At 33.5% G+C, this 15,097-nt stretch carries 13 protein-coding genes and 1 pseudogene; 8 read left to right on the top strand and 6 right to left on the bottom strand.

Annotation, left to right across the window (positions count from 1 at the left end):
• The first annotated feature begins 15 nt into the window (after positions 1 to 15).
• Positions 16 to 390, top strand: coding sequence for a cupin domain-containing protein (locus tag ACIJYH_RS01680; protein WP_435097842.1), 375 nt, complete (start codon positions 16 to 18; stop codon positions 388 to 390).
• Here ACIJYH_RS01680 and ACIJYH_RS01675 read toward each other — a convergent pair.
• The 6 genes from ACIJYH_RS01675 to ACIJYH_RS01650 all read right to left on the bottom strand — a co-directional run bounded on the left by ACIJYH_RS01675 (position 387) and on the right by ACIJYH_RS01650 (position 6,033).
• Complete coding sequence (locus tag ACIJYH_RS01675; protein WP_435163508.1) at positions 387 to 2,540, bottom strand: ABC transporter permease; 2,154 nt, start codon at positions 2,538 to 2,540, stop codon at positions 387 to 389. The genes ACIJYH_RS01680 and ACIJYH_RS01675 overlap by 4 nt on opposite strands.
• Positions 2,541 to 2,543: 3 nt before the next feature.
• Positions 2,544 to 3,575, bottom strand: a complete 1,032-nt coding sequence (locus tag ACIJYH_RS01670) for a quaternary amine ABC transporter ATP-binding protein (protein ID WP_435163506.1) — start codon at positions 3,573 to 3,575, stop codon at positions 2,544 to 2,546.
• Between the two features lie 74 nt (positions 3,576 to 3,649).
• Entirely contained in the window at positions 3,650 to 4,204 is a 555-nt protein-coding gene (locus ACIJYH_RS01665) for a hypothetical protein (RefSeq protein ID WP_435163505.1), read from the bottom strand.
• 2 nt (positions 4,205 to 4,206) lie between these two features.
• Positions 4,207 to 4,581 (bottom strand): MORN repeat-containing protein, encoded by a 375-nt coding sequence (locus tag ACIJYH_RS01660; RefSeq protein ID WP_435163503.1) that lies wholly within the window; start codon positions 4,579 to 4,581, stop codon positions 4,207 to 4,209.
• Position 4,582: 1 nt separating this feature from the next.
• Entirely contained in the window at positions 4,583 to 5,026 is a 444-nt protein-coding gene (locus ACIJYH_RS01655) for a hypothetical protein (RefSeq protein WP_435163501.1), read from the bottom strand.
• 101 nt (positions 5,027 to 5,127) lie between these two features.
• Complete coding sequence (locus ACIJYH_RS01650; protein WP_435164226.1) at positions 5,128 to 6,033, bottom strand: ABC transporter substrate-binding protein; 906 nt, start codon at positions 6,031 to 6,033, stop codon at positions 5,128 to 5,130.
• Between the two features lie 178 nt (positions 6,034 to 6,211).
• Here ACIJYH_RS01650 and ACIJYH_RS01645 point away from each other — a divergent pair, with 178 nt between their 5' ends.
• The 7 genes and pseudogenes from ACIJYH_RS01645 to ACIJYH_RS01615 all read left to right on the top strand — a co-directional run bounded on the left by ACIJYH_RS01645 (position 6,212) and on the right by ACIJYH_RS01615 (position 15,091).
• Complete coding sequence (locus ACIJYH_RS01645) at positions 6,212 to 8,539, top strand: DUF1989 domain-containing protein (protein WP_435163500.1); 2,328 nt, start codon at positions 6,212 to 6,214, stop codon at positions 8,537 to 8,539.
• Positions 8,540 to 8,544: 5 nt separating this feature from the next.
• Complete coding sequence (locus ACIJYH_RS01640) at positions 8,545 to 8,895, top strand: hypothetical protein (RefSeq protein ID WP_435163498.1); 351 nt, start codon at positions 8,545 to 8,547, stop codon at positions 8,893 to 8,895.
• 103 nt (positions 8,896 to 8,998) lie between these two features.
• Positions 8,999 to 10,328: pseudogene (locus tag ACIJYH_RS01635) on the top strand (NAD(P)/FAD-dependent oxidoreductase).
• Between the two features lie 72 nt (positions 10,329 to 10,400).
• Entirely contained in the window at positions 10,401 to 11,870 is a 1,470-nt protein-coding gene (locus ACIJYH_RS01630; protein WP_435163496.1) for a glutamine synthetase family protein, read from the top strand.
• Between the two features lie 31 nt (positions 11,871 to 11,901).
• Positions 11,902 to 12,846 carry a glutamine amidotransferase gene (locus ACIJYH_RS01625; RefSeq protein WP_435097818.1) on the top strand — a complete coding sequence of 315 codons (945 nt, stop codon included), beginning with the start codon at positions 11,902 to 11,904 and terminating at the stop codon, positions 12,844 to 12,846.
• The gene (locus tag ACIJYH_RS01620; RefSeq protein ID WP_435090767.1) at positions 12,834 to 13,688 is read left to right on the top strand and encodes a GXGXG motif-containing protein; all 855 of its coding nucleotides are present in this window, start codon (positions 12,834 to 12,836) and stop codon (positions 13,686 to 13,688) included. Before ACIJYH_RS01625 ends, ACIJYH_RS01620 begins: the two co-directional genes overlap by 13 nt.
• Positions 13,688 to 15,091 (top strand): FMN-binding glutamate synthase family protein, encoded by a 1,404-nt coding sequence (locus tag ACIJYH_RS01615; protein ID WP_435097815.1) that lies wholly within the window; start codon positions 13,688 to 13,690, stop codon positions 15,089 to 15,091. Before ACIJYH_RS01620 ends, ACIJYH_RS01615 begins: the two co-directional genes overlap by 1 nt.
• Positions 15,092 to 15,097 lie beyond the last annotated feature (6 nt).

The raw sequence follows: 15,097 nt of genomic DNA, 5'->3' as shown, positions 1-15,097 counted from the left end.
TATTATTTTAAAGATATGTTGTTTGTAAAAAATCTTAAATCAATTTCTGATCAAAAATGGCAAACAACTGAGAAATATCCAGGTGTAAGATGGAAATTCTTAATAGATGCAGACTATACAGAAAGTTCTGGACTTTCTCTTGGTTTTGCTGAAATAGCCCCAGGAGGAGATTTAACTCTACATTATCATTCGCCCGCAGAGATATATGTGGTGACTAATGGTAGTGGAACATTAAATAAGTCTGGTGAGCTAGAAGAAATTAAGAAAGGTGATGTAGTTTATATAGCCGGGAATGCAAAACATGCTTTAAAAAATAACGGAAAAGAAACTTTAGAATTTTATTGGATTTTTCCAACAGATCGTTTTTCTGAGGTCGAGTATTTATCCTAGTTGATGCCCAAGTGTTTTTTTCGTTGATCTACCCATGTTCGAATTAAATGATCAAACACCAAACCTATAAAAGCTACACAAACACCAAGCGTTAATCCTATTCCAGCACCCTTTTTATCAGATAGGGCTTTTAAGATATATTGTCCTAAATCCTCTGTTCCAATAAATGCCCCAATAATTACCATAAATAAAGCAAATACAATTGTTTGGTTTAAACCAAGCATCATATGAGGAAAAGCTAATGGAAATTCTATTTTCATCAATCTTTGTAGTTTCGTTACACCTGACATTGAGCCGGCGTCATGCAATGAAGCTGGAACACTTCTTAATCCCTCAATTGTGTACCTTGTTGCGGGTATCGTTGCATAGACGATTACTGCGATTAATACCGATGTATCGGTAACACCAAAAAGCATCATTACCGGAATCAAATATACAAATGAAGGAAAAGTTTGAAAAATATCACAAACCCCCAACATAAAATTAGTAGTATATTTGTTTTGAAAACATAAAGTTCCAACTGTGAAGCCAATAGCACAAGAAATAATTACGCCAAATGTTGCCATATAAGTGGTTACTAAAGCTCTATCCCACCAAGGACTAAGTGCTATAAATAATGTTAATCCACCCACTACGAAAGCTGAACGTATTCCACCAATTATATAACCAGCACCAATAACTAAAACTAAAGTAGCAACAGCTGGCATCCTTAAATATAAAGCTCTCATTGGCTGAAGAACTTCTGTAATTAACCAGGTATTAAATATTTTTAAAGTTTGAAAGAAAGTATCCCAAACCCAATCAACACCTTTGTTCCAAAAATCTGCTGTTGATATTCCTTTGTTGTGTGGAATTTCATATAGATAATTAAAACCCTCTTTAAAGAAAAAAGAACCCACAAAAGCAAGTATAATTCCAATTAATACTGCGCCACCAAAAAAAATACTATTTTTGTGTTGCTCGAAAAAAGTTAGATTACCAAAATAATCGATTTGTTTATTTGCCCAAGCTAAAGATAATTTATCTAATAATATTGCAATCAAACTAATACACAAACCCGCCTCAAGTGCTAATCCAATATTTAATTGGTTTAGCGCAAGTAACAAATTAAACCCTAAACCTTTCGCACCGATAAAAGCTGAAATAACAGCCATAGAGAAACACACCATAATCACTTGGTTTACTCCTATTAAAATATCTCTTCTTGCAGTTGGAATTAATACTTTGAACATGAGTTGAGAATTTGTGCATCCACTCATTCTACCAGCTTCAATAACTTCAGGAGGTATACCTCTAAGGCCTAGTAAAGTTAATAATATCATTGGTGGAACTGCTACAACCATCGTTATGATTACAGCCGCATGATCGCCTACACCAAATAAAACAATTGCAGGAACTAATACAGCATATTGAGGCATAGTTTGCATAACTAAAAGTATTGGATACAAAGCTTTTTCAACTCGTTTACTTTTAAATGCTGCAATACCTAGACCCAAACCAAAAATAAAAGATAGTGGTGCTGCAACCAATATAAAAGAGAGAGTTTGCATTGATGGTTTCCATTGGCCAAATATGGAAATATAAATCATGACTATACCAGCAAATAAAGCTAAGCCTTTTCCACTCAAATTATAACCAAGTATTACTGCTCCCGCTGCAACAATGGTCCAAGGTAAACCTGGTAATTTTGCCCATGGATTTGCTCCTATCCAATCCCAACTAGTAAATGCTACAACTGTTTGAACTCCTCCTAATATAACTTCTCTAATTAGTTCAATTAGAAATGTCATAAACGCTGTTATATTTCGTGTTAATTGAAGAACTAAAGGCCTAGTTTTGTATGATTGAGTATTTTCATTCCAAAACTCCATTGGCATCCACTCATTCATCAAAAAAAATAAAGAGTCATTTATCCAAATAGGCAACCATCCCAAAAGAGGTGGTAATCTCCAAAAAACATCAAATGCATAATATCTTACTTCTGCACCAAACAGTGTGTAGGTACTTTGATTTGGGTCTTTAATAAATTCTGCTTGGCCTCTTATAAATTTGTAAGTTTCTGGGACGTCAATTGCAAAGCATAGTGAAAAAAATACAATCAACAAAAATAGCCATTGAAATAACTTTGGATATTTTTTTAATAATTCCATATTTTAATCATTATTTTTTTTTCCACCAAACACAGTATTAATTATTTTTGAAGGATGAACAGTTCCAACAATTTGATTATTTTTATCTATTACACCAACAGATCTTTCTTGGTTTAAAATCTTTTCAGCAACATTTTCAATTATTTCATCTTTTGAAACTTTTAATTCACTTAAATTTTCATTATGGGGTTTATCCATAATATCTTCTATCTTTAATACTTTTTCTCTAGGAACTTCTTCGGTAAATTTTCTGACATACTCAGTTGCTGGATTTAAAACAATATTTGCTGGTGTATCAAGCTGCTCTATTATTCCATCTTTCATAATTGCAATTCGATCGGCAAGCTTTAATGCTTCATCAAAATCATGAGTAATAAACATAATTGTTTTTTGTAATTTTTCTTGAAGCCTTAAAAACTCATCTTGCATTTCTTTTCTAATTAATGGATCTAATGCTGAAAACGGTTCATCTAAAAACCAGATATCAGGTTCAACAGCTAAAGACCGAGCGATTCCTACTCTTTGCTGTTGCCCACCAGAAAGTTCTCTTGGAAAATAATTTTCCCTTCCATCAAGGCCAACAAGTTTAACCATGTCCATAGCTTTATTTATGCTTTCTTGATCTTCAATTCCTTTTATTTGAAGAGGAAATGCAATGTTTTCTAAAACTGTTTTATGTGGAAGTAATGCGAAACTTTGGAATACCATCCCCATTTTATTTCTTCTAATATCTATTAGCTCTTTATTATTTAATGAAAGTAAATCTTGACCTTCAATAAAAATTTTTCCACCTGTTGCGTCTGTTAATCTTGAAATACATCTTAATAAAGTTGATTTTCCAGAGCCTGATAAACCCATTACAACTAACATTTCTCCTTTTGAGACTTCAAAGGAAGCATTATTTACTCCAACTATACATCCATTTTCTTGAAATGTTTTTGCATTAACGTTTCCATTTGCTTCTTGAAGCATCTTTTCTGCATTTGCTCCAAAAATTTTGTAAACAGACTCACATTTGATAACAGTATTGGTCATATTGTTTTAATAAGTTATACGAAATAAAAATAAAATACACTTTTTATATTATTTCAATTTATTGTTTTCCTCCTTTAAAAATTTTTAATAAAATAAACTCTGGTATCAATTCCTGTGCTTAAAAAATTTAAAACTTCTCCACTAACAGTAATTTTCTCTTTTTCCCCACCATTCATGCTTCCACTTAAAACAAAACCAGCAATACACTTGCTGTTTTCTTTATCCCAATTTACAAATGTTTTGGCTATTTGATTGCCATTGGTAGTATATATTTGCTTTGCTTTAAAATTTATTAAATTCGCACCCATAACAGCTCGTTGGGGGATAATTTTTGTTATTTTGCATACTGTTTCATATTGCTCTTTAGATAATTTGTAATGATCACTTCCTTCATAAAAAGTTAAAATACCAGATGGTAGTGTGGAGATTATTTTACTTAGTTTGTTTGCCTCAGCAATTCTTGCTTCTTCCTTTTTCATTTTTTCTACCAGTTCTTCACCTTGACCAAAAAAAATATTTAAAATACCAAAAGAAAAAATTACAATAAATGTTAATAAAACAAGACCACCAAATTGTTGAATAGGCTCAGGCAACAGTCCTTTAAATTTATTCAAATATCTATCAATCATAATTATTCTTGTATTTTGCCATTTTTCCAAATTCCTACTTTTTCTTTTCCATCAGACCAAATAAATTTACCCCTTCCATTCATAAAGCCGTTGGCCCATTCCCCTTCGTAGATAGAGCCGTCTGGAAAAGTTAAAACTCCCTGACCACTCCATTCACTATTTTTAAATTCACCTTTATAAATGTATCCATTGGGCCAAGTTTCAACACCCTGTCCATGTTTTTGTGTTCCTACCCAATTTCCTTCATAAGTTGTTTTGTCTGTATAGGTCCATTTACCAAAACCATTTTCACAGTCTCCTTCACAGCCTGTTTTTCGAGCTGATGCTAAAGTTGCGATTAAAAAACTCAAAGTTATATAAAAAATATATTTTTTCATTTTAGCTACATACATAAAAAAAAATATCCTTTTCAAAATTTTCACTTTTTAAATCTTTTGTAATTTCATGAACTAATTCACCCGATTTTCTATTAATTATACCAGACTCGGAGTAATTTTTGTCATTATCAAAAGCTTTAAATAAAACTATATCCTTATTAACAACCTTTACATCAAACTTTGTATTTTCAGAGAGAAATACTGATAATCCATTAATCGAAAGTTTTTCAGGTTGCTTTGCATCAATCTTTAATTGATCTAAATTTTTTTCATTTAAATCTTTTGCTAAAAAAGTTTTATAATTATACTCTGAGTTCTTAAGTATTTTTTTTTCTAGCTCGCATACATAACCAATTTCAATATCTTCTTGTATGTCGATATTTTTTGCTAAGGATAAATTAAAAATAAACAGGCTTAAAAATATATAAATAGAGCACTTCGTCATTTTTTTAATAAAATTTATAATTTGAAACTTCACTAGATTTACTTACATAAAAAAATCCCCCCCAAATTTGTTGGGGGAGATTTTACAATTATTTTTTTACTTTATTTAGTAAATGGTTCCCAAACACTTTTATTGTCTGCTAACCATTTTTTTGCAGCATCTTCATGTGTCATTTTATCTTCATCAACTAAAGCAGCCATTGCTCCGATGTGACTTGTTGAAAATGACATTTTTTTGAAAACTGCAGCTGCACCTGGATGAGTATTAGGAAAATCCTCATTTACAGCTTTTTTCAAATAACCATCTGGAGATCCACATTTTCCATCACCACCATCTTCTGGTCTACAACCAGCAGAATATGGAGGAAAGTCAATAAATGTGAAACCTTTTCCATCCGTAAAGTTTGGAGTCCAGTTGAATATTATAGTTCCTCTTCCTTCTTTCTCAGCAGCCTTAAGTTCTGCCCAAAGTGCATCTGCACTTCCAGCAAATTTAACTGTCCAAAGATCTCCTAACCCAAGAGCATCAACCCTCTGAGGTATTAAATCTCCGTGCCAAGTTTGTGGACCTTCTAACATTCTTCCTTTTCCACCTGAATCCGGTGTTGCAAAGTTTGCAGCACAGTCTGGATTCTTTAAAGCAGTCCAATCTGGTAACCCAGGGCATAAATCCTTATCCGTAACCCAGTTAGGATATCCCATATCTTCAAGAGTTCTTGCTTCGTGATCACCCCAATCAACAATTCCACCTTTGTCTAGTGCTGTAGTGAATGATTTACCAAAAGCAGATTCCCATACTTCATGTGCTAGAGTTACATCACCAATACGAATTGATTCGTAAACAGCTTGTGAGTCTGTATTTACGTAACTTACATTGTTACCCATGCTTTCAAAAATTCCACCAATAACATGAGCCATTACAATTTGACTTGACCAGTTATGAGTAGCAATAATTATTGGTTGAGCACTATCACCACCTTTTTTGGCAGTTTTGTCTCCACCTTGCATGAAAAAAATTGCGGCAACAACTATTACGACCGCACCGATTATTATCGGCAATTGATTCTTCTTCATATTCTATCTCCCTTAATATTAAGTTTAATAAAGTATGTTCTCACTTATTAAATTTATAGTCAATCCCCTATGATTATATTATGGTTAATAAAATATTAAAAAAGCACTGTAGATGTTAGGAACTAGCTATAATATCAAAAATCCTGGATTAAGAGTTTTACCACCAGGAGTTGAAAGATATTATGTTAAGGGTGGCGGTTTATCTGTAATTGAAGTTTCTCAAGAAGATAAAATCGAAATTATTAATGATGAAGGAAAACAAGTTTGTGAAATAATTGTTTTTAATTCCAAGGGGAAATCAGATTTATCAATATTAAATTTAAAAGAAAATTCAAACGCAGATTTTTCAAAAAGAGCTATAGCTAATGATGAAAAAATTTCGAAAATATTCAAAAAAAAGAGCTTTGAATTAAATAAAGCCAAGTCTTCAATTATTTTTAATGAAGATTGTGTAATGGGAGAAAAAATAACTTTATTAGCAAAAGATAAATGTTTTGTTTTGATTGCAGCACCTGGTAATCCTCTCAATGTTCACGAACAAAATCCACCAACTGATCTAACAATCTTTTTAAATAAAGCCCAATTTTCAGAAACAGAAGAGCAATTTATTTTACCTGATCCTTTAAGTGATCCATTAGTTGAGCAACTTGTTAAAAGAAGAACTGCAGAAACTTATGAAGTTAAAGCTGGGGAGTATATTCAAATAATTGATACAGGAGGAAGGCAATGCTCTGATTTTTTAGCTTTTGATACTCATAAATTAAATGATGGTGTTGAAAGTATTATTGATGATAAAGCAACTAGAACTTTTATGGGTAGCGCTTACCCTGGTCCAGGTTTATTTTCAAAATTTTATGATGGTGATCATGAGGCAATGGTTGAAGTGGTTAGAGATACTGTTGGAAGACATGATACTTTTAATCTAGCCTGTACTTCAAAATACTACGAAGATTTGGGTTACATGGGTCATATTAATTGTACTGATAATTTTAATAAGGAATTAGAAAAATATGATGTTAATGCTAGAAAAAGTTGGTCAGCTATAAATCTTTTTTTTAATACAGCAATAGATGCAAATAATGTTGCAACATTTGATGAACCCTGGTCAAGACCTGGTGATTATGTTTTGTTCAGAGCTCTGAAAGATTTAACATGTGTTTCATCCGCTTGTCCTTGTGATGTTGATGCTGCAAATGGCTGGAACCCTACAGATATATTTGTTAGAACTTATGCAAAGAATGAAAAATACTCAAAAGCAATTGCATTTAGAATGAAAACAGACGCTGAACCAAAACTTACTCAAGAGACAGGTTTTCATAAAAAAACATCTGAACTAACTAGAAACTTTGTTGAATATAAAGGTTTTTGGCTAGCTAATAATTTTACAAATTCTGGAACGATAAAAGAATATAACGCATGTAGAGAAAGTGCGATAGCAACAGATCTTTCGCCATTAAGAAAATTTGAAATTTTAGGACCAGATGCTGAAAACCTAATGCAATATACTTTAACAAGAAATGTTAAAAAACTATCAGTTGGACAAGTTGTTTACACTGCTATGTGTTATGAAAATGGATGCATGTTAGATGATGGTACTTTATTTAAATTTGGACAGGATAACTTTAGATGGATTGGTGGAGATGAGTACAGTGGTGAATGGTTAAAAGAACAAGCTAAAAAGAAAAACTATAAAGTTTGGATCAAATCAGCTACGGATCATATTCATAATATTGCTGTTCAAGGACCTAATAGCAGAAAAATTTTAGAAAAATTTGTTTGGACAGCTCCAATTCAGCCATCAATAACTGAACTTGGGTGGTTTAGATTTAATATTGCACGAATAGATCATGAAACTGGAACACCAATTGTTATTTCAAGAACAGGTTACACTGGTGAACTTGGATACGAAATCTGGTGCCATCCAAAAGATGCCGCTGAAGTTTGGGATAAAGTTTGGGAAGCAGGAAAAGAGTTTGATATCACACCGCTTGGTTTAGAGGCTTTAGACATGGTTCGTATTGAAGCTGGACTAATCTTTTATGGCTATGAATTTGATGATCAAACAGATCCTTTTGAAGCTGGAATTGGTTTTACCGTTCCACTTAAAACAAAAGAAGATGATTTTATCGGCAAAGAAGAATTAATTAAGAGAAAAGCAAATCCACAAAAAAAATTAGTAGGACTAGAGTTAGTCGGCCACGAACCAGCGGTTCACGGAGACTGCGTTCACATAGGTCGTGCACAAATTGGCGTCATAACTAGTGCTATGCTTTCTCCAAAACTTGGAAAGAATATTGCTCTTTGTAGAATAGATGTAAAATATTCTGAAATTGGAACTGAAGTTGAAATAGGGAAACTAGATGGTCATCAAAAAAGAATTGGTGCTAAGGTTATTGCTTTTCCATTCTACGATCCAACAAAATCTAGAGTAAGAGCATAAATTTAATGCCTAAGGATAAAAAAACTCTATTAAACTTTTGGGAAGATCAGATGAAACAATCCCATACATCAAGCAACTATTTTTTTAGAAAATCACCTTCTCACTATCATATGATGCTATTAGTAATGTCGGCATACAAAGAAAATAAAAAATTATCTGTTGAGGAACTTAAAACAAAACTATTTAAAACCTCTCGGCCAAAATCAGCTCTTATAATTACCGAAGCTTGTGAAAAAGGATTCTTTAGATTAGAAAAAACTTCAACTGATCAGAGAATAAAAAATATTATGCCAAGCGAGTCCTTTATTAATGAGTTTAATGATTATTTAACCACCTTAAAAAACATAAGTTATTAGCCAGTTTTTTTTGAAATTTTTTAAAATATATAAATTTTATATATAATTTTTAGTTCTATAAAAAATTATATTAATTACTTGTTTCAAAAAATAGTGTTTTGTTATGTCAACATTACCATCAAAAGCAAAAGTAGTAATTATAGGCGGTGGTATCCACGGTTTAAGTACAGCCTGGAAACTTTCAGAGACTTATAAAAATCCTGGCGACATTGTAGTTCTTGAAAAAAAAGATATTGCAGCTGGAGCAAGTGGTATTGCTTGTGGAGTTGTTAGAAATAATTACTTCCAACCAGCTATGAGAGAATTAATGGCTCACTCTGTTTCTGTTTGGGAGAGCGATCCTAAAGCATTTAAATATAACCCAGTAGGTTATTTACAAATTTCACCAGAAGTAATGCACGAAGATGTTGCAACTATCTATGAACAACAAAAAGCAATTGGTTACGAATCAGAATTTATTGAAGGTGAAAAAGATTGCATGGATTACATGAAAGGTATGTTTGATGATTGGCAAGCTCAAGGCATTACTTCAGTTCTTCATGAAAAAAAAGGTGGGTACGCATTTAATAAAGACTCAATTAGAGCACTTGAAGACAAGTCTACTTCAAATGGAGTCCAGGTTATGAAGGGTGTAACAGTTAAAGGATTTAAAAGAGGTAGTAATAGTAAAGCAGTTACAGGAGTTGAAACTGACAAAGGTACAATAGAGTGTGAACAAGTAGTTGTTGGAGCAGGTCCATGGGCTAGAGACTTTTGGAACATGTTAGAACTTCCTAAGAAAGCTAATATTAAAGACAAAGATGGTAAGTTTCACGAAACTGATATGTGGACATATTGGATGCTTCAAGAAGGTGTAATTGGTGTTGAGCCAGATTTTTTAAAGATGAATAATGGAAAACAACCACCAGTAATCCACGTTGACTCTACTGCGCCATTGTACTCAGACAAAACAAAAAAATTAATTACAGAAGAAATTTGGGGAATTTATTATAAACCTGATATTGAAGGTTTGGGAGTTCAAGGTGGAACTTCTCCATACATAGTTGATAAACATTTTGATAAAGTTAATGTAGATCCATACGGTTTAAACTCACCAGAATTTCAAACTACTGAAGCATTTAATGATATGTGGTGTTCTGCATTAGCTCATTGCCAAAAAAGATTTGAAGGTAAATCAGATCTTTATAGAAAAGGACCATCTGGTGGTCTTGGATGTATGACGCCAGAACTCATTTCCAATCTTTGATAGATTTTTAGAAAACGTTTACATGATTGCTGATGCTAATCACGGTTATAAAATGATTGGTGTGGGTGAACTTGTTGCAAAAGAAATTCTTGGTACTGAGAGTGATTTATTGAAACCGTTTAGATTCAACCGTTACGAGAAAGGTGAACTTCACCCTACATCGAACAGTCCGTTCCCTTGGAGTTAAACTTCAAGCCTAGACACTAATAAGTTTTTCAGCTAACTTTGAATAAATAAAATTCATTGGGGGATGAAAATAATGACTGATCTAGACAAACACGTTAATCAACCAGGTAGAGCAAAGTTAGTAAAGCAAGTTAGAGCTAAGATTAATGAACTTGGTATTGAATATATTTTTTTTCAATTTATTTCTGTTACTGGAAGAGTTGTAGGTAAAGGTATTCCTACTGATCACTGGGAAAGAACTTGTGAAAAAGGATTTCAATTAGTTTATGGTGCAACAGCAAACTTATTTGTTGATCGTCACGGAAATTATATTGGGTATGGTCCAGAAGCAAAAGAATTAGTTGGAATTCCAGATCCAGAAACTTTTTGTCAGTTGCCTTGGGATAAAAAAGTTGCAAGAGTATTTGTTACTTGTTTTAGAAACAGAGAAGAAAGAGATAATCCAGGTGCTCATTTAACCTCAGATTGCCGTGGAAACCTAAGAATTCACGCTCAAGAATTTAAGAAAAAACATGGATATCAGTTAAGAGTTGGAACTGAACCAGAAATGATGTGGCTAACTAAAAATGAGGATGGAACGCCAACTGGCAAAGGTTTTTCTAAACCCTATTGTTATCACATAGATCAATTTGAGTCTTTAAGGCCTGTTTTCATGCAAGTAATGAAATATGCAAGAGCCATGGGTCTTGATATGATTCAAGGTGACCATGAAGATGCACCAGGTCAATTAGAATTAAACTGGATGTACGATGATGTTTTAAGAAATGCAGACAGACTTTCAACTTATAGGCAAATTTGTGCTCAAGTTGCTAGAGAATTTAATTTGATTGCTTGCTTTATGACAAAACCTTTTATGGGTGTGTCTGCAAGTGGTTGTCACACCAACATGTCTTTGTGGAAAGGTGGAAAAGATAAAGTTAATAAATTATCTCATAAATCTATCCCTGCAATGGACGAAGTATTTACTTATGTTGAGGGTGGAACAAATACTTTTATGCCAGATACTAAAGATGTCCAGTTACCAGGTAAAGTTGGATTAAAAGCTATTGGTGGTGTTATGAAGCACTTGGGTGCTTTGACTGCTATCGGATCATCAACAGTAAACTCTTATAGAAGATTATGGGATACAGGTTTTTGGGCACCAGTTTATGCAGACTGGGGATATCAAAATAGAACTTGTGGATTAAGAGTATCAGCACCAGGAAGATTTGAATATCGTTCAGTTGACTCGATGCATAATCCTTACTTGATGGGTTCAGGATTATTAAAATGTTTCGAAGATGGGATATCAAACAACATTGATCCAGGAAAACCAAAGTCTAGAAGTATGTACGAAGCTCAAGCAGCTGGTAAAGAAGTTAAAAAATTACCTTTAAGTCTTGGTCAAGCACTTGACCGTTTAGCTGAGGATGAGGTTATTAAATCAGCTATGCCAGATGAAATGTACAAAGTATTTCATTGGTATAAAAATGATGAATGGGAAAGATTTTTAGGTGCAACAACTCAATGGGATCTGGACACTTATCTTGATTGTCTACCGTAGGTCTTAAAAATAAATAAAAGGGGTAAAATATATGTGTGGAATTGCAGGTTTAATTCATAGAGGAAAATCCTCAAATGTTGGAAGTGAATTACAAGGCATGCTTCAAGCATTAAAGCATAGAGGTGAAGACTCAACAGGTTACGCTCTATACGGTGATACAGATGGTAAAAATTTTATCATGCGTTTCAAAGTTGGAGAAAATGTTGGTGAAGGAAGTTCATCAATTATGGAAGATGTTTCAGTTTACGATGAAAGAAAAAAGATAGTAGATCAATATTTAGCAGAGTTAGGGGCTAAAGTTCTTAAAGAGGAAAGAACTCTACCCTATTCACTAAGATATGAAATTTCTTATGATAAAAAAGATCTATTAGATTTTTCTCAAAAAATTGAAAGTATCCCAGGAGTTGAAATTCTTTCAATGGGAAAATCGTTGGAAGTAATTAAAGATCTTGGAAATGCTAAAGCAGTTTGTGATAGATATTCATTAGATAAACTTGTTGGAACTCATGCAATTGGTCATGCTAGAATGGCAACAGAATCTGGTGTTGATATTAAATCAGCACACCCTTTTTGGGGTTATCCTTTTAGCGATGTATCAGTGGTTCATAACGGACAGCTTACAAATTATTGGAACAATAGAAGAGCATTAGAGAATAAAGGCATGAGATTTATGTCTGAGTGTGACTCAGAATTAATCGCAGTTTATATTGCTCAAAAAATGAGAGAAGGAGCAAGTCTTGAAGAAGGTATGAGAGACTCTTTAACAGGACTTGATGGAGTATTCACTTATTTTGTTGCAACAAGCGACTCGTTAGGAATGGCAAAAGATACTATGGCAGCAAAGCCACTAGTGCTCTACGAGTCAGATGATTTAGTTGCAATGGGTTCAGAAGAAATAGCGATCAGATCAGTTTTACCGCAAGAAATTGATACATATGATCCATTTGATGGAGAGGTAAAAGTATGGCAAATCTAAAAACAAGCGAGAAAAAATCAAAAGCCCAGTCAATGGGTATGCACAGCGAAGTTTTAACAGGAAGAACTCAACAAAAGTTTTTTAACCCTGATGAAGCTGAAAACTTTTATTACTTTGGTACTTATGATGTTGATTTCAATAAAAGAACAGATCTTGATGTAAAAGATATGTCGGCTCCAGAAGCTAATAAGGAAATCGATAATTTAATGAGTCAAGGTTATGGAACTATTGTTATTAAAAACCCACAAGGAAAACATAGTTTAGGTGTTGGAATTTTGAATAAATTAAACTTAATTTTTGAAGGAAGTTTAGGTTATTTTGGTATGGGTTCATGTGATGGCCCTACTGTTAGAATTAATGGTAGAGTTGGTTGGTCTTGTGCTGAAAACTTAATGGCTGGTAAAGTTGTAATCGAAAAAAATGCAGGATCATGTTTTGGAGCAGCTATCAGAGGTGGAGACTTAATTTGCAAAGGTAGTGTTGGTGCTAGAACTGGTATTGATATGAAAGGTGGAACTATTATTGTTGGTGGTGACGCTGGTGCATTTACAGGTTTCATGATGCAAAGAGGTAGAATAATTATTCTTGGGGATGTTGGAATAAATTTAGGTGACTCTATGTATGATGGTACTATTTTTGTTGGCGGAAGTATTGGCTCATATGGTAGTGATGCTGTTGATGCTGATCTTTCAAAAAGTGACCAAGACTGGTTAAAACGAAAATTAAAAGTTGCAGAAATCGGTGAAAATTTTGATGTAAGTAAAATGAAAAAAATTGTAGCTGGTAAAAAACTTTGGAATTACGATAATTTAGAACCTACAGAGAAGAAAGGAGCAATTTAATGCCTAAGAAAAAAACAAAAAAAAATGGTAAGGGCGTTGGTGGAAAAGCAGACGTTCATGCATATGAAGATGGGAAAAGAAATAAAAGTTTATTAGGTCATAATGCTATTTTTACTCCTGAGGTAATAGACGATATTCATATCAAATCTCAGTTAGGCAGATACCGAATGCGTGGAATGGCATTAATGAAAAAAATTCCAACATTTGATGATCTAGTTTTTCTACCTGGAACACTTACAAGATTTGTAATCGAAGGTTACAGAGAAAAATGTGAAACTAAGACTGTAATTGGACCAAGATGTGAAAACCCAATTGAACTTGATATACCTGTTTACATTACTGGTATGAGTTTTGGAGCACTTTCTTATGAAGCAAAAACTGCTTTAGCAAGAGGAGCTACTATGGCTGGTAGTGCAACTTGTTCAGGAGAAGGTGGAATGATACCTGATGAAAGAAGATATTCTGAAAAATGGTACTACCAATGTATTCAATCAAGATACGGTTTTAATCCACATCACGCTCAACTTGCAGATGGAATTGAAGTTTTCATTGGTCAAGGTCAAAAAGTTGGAATGGGTGGACACTTAATGGGTCAAAAAGTAACTGACCAAGTAGCTGAGATGAGATCATTACCTTCAGGTATCGATCAAAGATCACCTGCTAGACACCCTGACTGGTTAGGTCCAGATGATTTAGCTTTAAAAGTTGAAGAATTAAGACAATTAACAAAAAACAAAGTGCCAATTCAGTTAAAACTTGGTGCATCAAAAGTTTATGATGATGTTCGTATGGCTGCAAAATGTGATCCAGATTCTATCTACTTAGATGGAATGGAAGGTTCAACTGGTGCAGGACCTCATATCGCAGCTGCAAATACTGGTATTCCAGGAATAGCTGCTATCAGAGAAGCAAGAAGAGCAATCGACGATGTAGGTAAAACTGGAAAAGTTACTTTAATTTATGCGGGTGGTGTAAGAGATGGTGCTGATATGGCAAAAGCTTTAGCGTTAGGTGCTGATGCAATTGCAATAGGTACTGGATCAATGATCGCCTTAAACTGTAATAAAGATATCCCAGAAGCTAACTTTGAAAAAGAAATGGGTGTAAAAGCTGGTGAATGTTATCACTGTCATACTGGTCGTTGTCCAGTTGGTGTTGCAACACAAGACCCTAAACTAAGAGCAAGATTAAATCCTGATGATGCTGCACTTAGAGTTTACAACTATCTTCATTCAATGACGTTAGAAGCTCAACTTTTAGCAAGAGCATGTGGTAAAACTAATATTCACTCTTTAGAGCCTGAAGATTTAGCTGCATTAACTACGGAAGCATCTGCTTTAGCAAAAGTTCCATTAGCTGGAACAAACTATACAGTTGGTGTTGATAACTATCACAAAATATAGAGGTAA

Source organism: Candidatus Pelagibacter bacterium nBUS_25, assembly GCF_051200975.1.
Taxonomy (GTDB): Bacteria; Pseudomonadota; Alphaproteobacteria; order Pelagibacterales; family Pelagibacteraceae; genus Pelagibacter.
This window is presented reverse-complemented; position numbering and strand designations above follow the sequence as displayed.